Here is a 2,669-nt window from a genome sequence, read left to right as displayed (position 1 = left end):
GTCTTGCACAAATGTATCAGGCTATATTTGCAGATGTTGGTGTGGCTCTTATAGCGGTATTGAATTCAAGCAGGATAATGAAGGTTTAGAACATAAATAAGAAGCATTACCTCCCTACTCCCTCGGAACGTCAATCTTGATTATTAATGGTGGATTGACGAACCTCGAAGTCGAGACCTCGGTAATACTTATTATTTATTTAATCGCAATGGAATAACAACAATGGAATAACAACAATGGAAGTTTTGTAACTTATGTTACGGAACTTTTTCTTTTACAATGTTATCATGTGTACAAGTTAAAAAACAAACAAACTTTAAACGAAAGACAATTGAAGACAATATATAGTAGAAGATATAGATTAAGGAAATAAAAAAACAAACGAGGTGCAAGATGGGAAATAAATATTTTGATATTAAGGATACATTATACGATATAACAGAAAAGTATGAGGAAGCAAAAGATCTGCTAATATCAGCAGGAATAGACAGCATAAAAAATGAAGAACAAAGACAAAAAATAGGAAAATCAATAACCCTTGAAATGGCGCTCAAGATGAAGAAGGTAAATGTAGAAACCTTTTCAAAGCAGTTGATTGGACTTATTGAGGCAAGTAAAAATACAATGGAGGAGCTTCCAGAGAAGACGGATACAGCTGATACAGACATTAGAATTGAAGGAATTCTCCCATGTCCAGTAAGGGTTCCTCTTATGGAATCATTCCAGGAATGGATGAAGGAACATGAAGCGGAAACGGATTTGACAATAGGCTACGAATTGAAAGCTGCATCAATGGGAGTTGACTGGCTTAAGGATTCCCTTGAAAAGAGCGAATCGGCGGATGTGCTTGCAGATATATTCATTTCAGCAGGATTTGACCTGTTTTTCGACAAGGATCTTATTGGGAAATACAAATCTGAAAATGTATTTGAAGATATTACAGGAATGAGTCACTACAATAAGGACTTTGAGAATGATTATATGAGTCTTAAGGACCCTGACAATGAATATTCAATGATAGGTGTTGTACCTGCAGTATTCCTTGTGAATTCAGAAGAATTGAATGGCAGGAAGATGCCTACATCATGGGATGACATACTTGGAGAAGAGTTTGAAAATTCAGTAAGTCTTCCAATAGGAGATTTCGACTTGTTCAATGCAATACTATTGAACATACAAAATAAATACGGCGATGAAGGAGTTATGAAACTTGGAAAGAGTTTGCTTCAAAGCATGCATCCTTCTGAAATGGTGAAGTCACATATAAAGAAAACAGGAAAGCCCGTAGTTACAATAATGCCATACTTCTTTACAAAGATGACAAAGAGGGGTGGTCCAATGAAGGCTGTATGGCCAAAAGACGGAGCAATAATAAGCCCTATATTCATGCTTACCAAGAAGGAAGGAAAGGAAAAACTGAAGCCAATAGTAGACTTCTTCGCATCAGTAAAGGTTGGAGAAATACTTTCCCATAATGGAAGGTTCCCAAGTGTCAACCCTGATGTTGACAATATGATTTCAAAGGAACAGAAATACATGTGGTATGGATGGGACAATATAAAGAAAAATGATATAGGAAAACTAATTACTAAATGTGAAAAGCTCTTCCATGAATCAGTAAAGGAGGTATAGAATGAATTTAATAACAGTATCAGGCCCTCCATCATCGGGAAAGACATCGGTTATTTTAAAGACAATACAAGCCTTGCACAAAAGAGATTTGAAAGTAGGAGTAGTAAAATTTGACTGTCTCTATACTGATGACGACATACTTTACGAAAAGGCTGGAGTTCCAGTGAAGAAGGGATTATCCGGGTCGCTTTGTCCCGATCATTACTTTGTCAGCAACATCGAAGAGGTTGTACAGTGGGGAAGAGGCGAAGAACTTGATGTACTTATAACTGAAAGTGCAGGTCTTTGCAACAGATGCTCGCCATATATCAGAGATGTGAAGGCAATTTGTGTAATAGACAATCTAAGTGGCATAAACACTCCTAAGAAAATCGGTCCCATGCTGAAATCGGCTGACATAGTGTTAATTACCAAGGGTGACATAGTATCACAGGCTGAAAGGGAAGTATTTGCATCAAGGGTTCATTCGGTAAATTCGAAAGCAATAACAATGCATATAAACGGTCTGACAGGACAGGGAGCCTACGAGCTTAGCACACTTCTATATGATGAAAATGAAAATATAGAAACTGTAAAAGGCAAGGAATTGAGGTTCTCAATGCCGTCAGCACTTTGTTCTTACTGTCTTGGAGAGAAGAGAATAGGAAACGACTATCAGATGGGTAATGTGAGGAAGATGGACCTGGGAGGAAGCAATGAATAAAATCGTAAATATTGAAGAAATGAAAATAAGAGAAATTGAAAAGGAATATCCCTTTGCACTGTCATTTTTCGAAAACAATAATCTGGAAATAGCAGGACATGAAGAGAAAACATTTGATGAATATCTAAACAATTTTAGCGAAGAAGAAATTGAAGAATGGGCAATAGACACGGAAAAGATTAGAATTGACTTCATGGAATATATAAGTGAGATGCTCGAATTCCTTGGACTTGAAAAGGATGATACTGTTGATCGCAGTCCTATTGGTTGCTGTGGCTGCGATTTGGACTACCCCTGGATCATCCCAGGTGCTTTATGAGGAGCACTTCACCGA

General features: G+C 37.3%; 3 protein-coding genes. All 3 read left to right on the top strand.

Translation table 11 applies throughout. From position 1 onward, the window contains the following. Positions 1–393 precede the first annotated feature (393 nt). From AC3AX0_RS05080 to AC3AX0_RS05070, 3 genes are read left to right on the top strand one after another with little or no spacing between them, the layout of a single operon-like run. Positions 394–1,632: an ABC transporter substrate-binding protein gene (locus AC3AX0_RS05080; RefSeq protein ID WP_487549224.1), complete on the top strand. Its 1,239-nt coding sequence runs from the start codon at positions 394–396 to the stop codon at positions 1,630–1,632. 1 nt (position 1,633) lies between these two features. Further along, on the top strand, positions 1,634–2,335 hold the full coding sequence (locus AC3AX0_RS05075) for a GTP-binding protein (RefSeq protein WP_487549223.1): 702 nt from the start codon (positions 1,634–1,636) through the stop codon (positions 2,333–2,335). Next, the gene (locus AC3AX0_RS05070) at positions 2,328–2,654 is read left to right on the top strand and encodes a hypothetical protein (RefSeq protein WP_487549222.1); all 327 of its coding nucleotides are present in this window, start codon (positions 2,328–2,330) and stop codon (positions 2,652–2,654) included. The genes AC3AX0_RS05075 and AC3AX0_RS05070 overlap by 8 nt, the downstream gene beginning before the upstream one ends. Positions 2,655–2,669: the final 15 nt, after the last annotated feature.

This window comes from Dethiosulfatibacter sp. (genome assembly GCF_983023055.1).
Note: the sequence above shows the minus strand (reverse complement) of the source record. Positions and strands in the feature narration are given on the sequence as shown.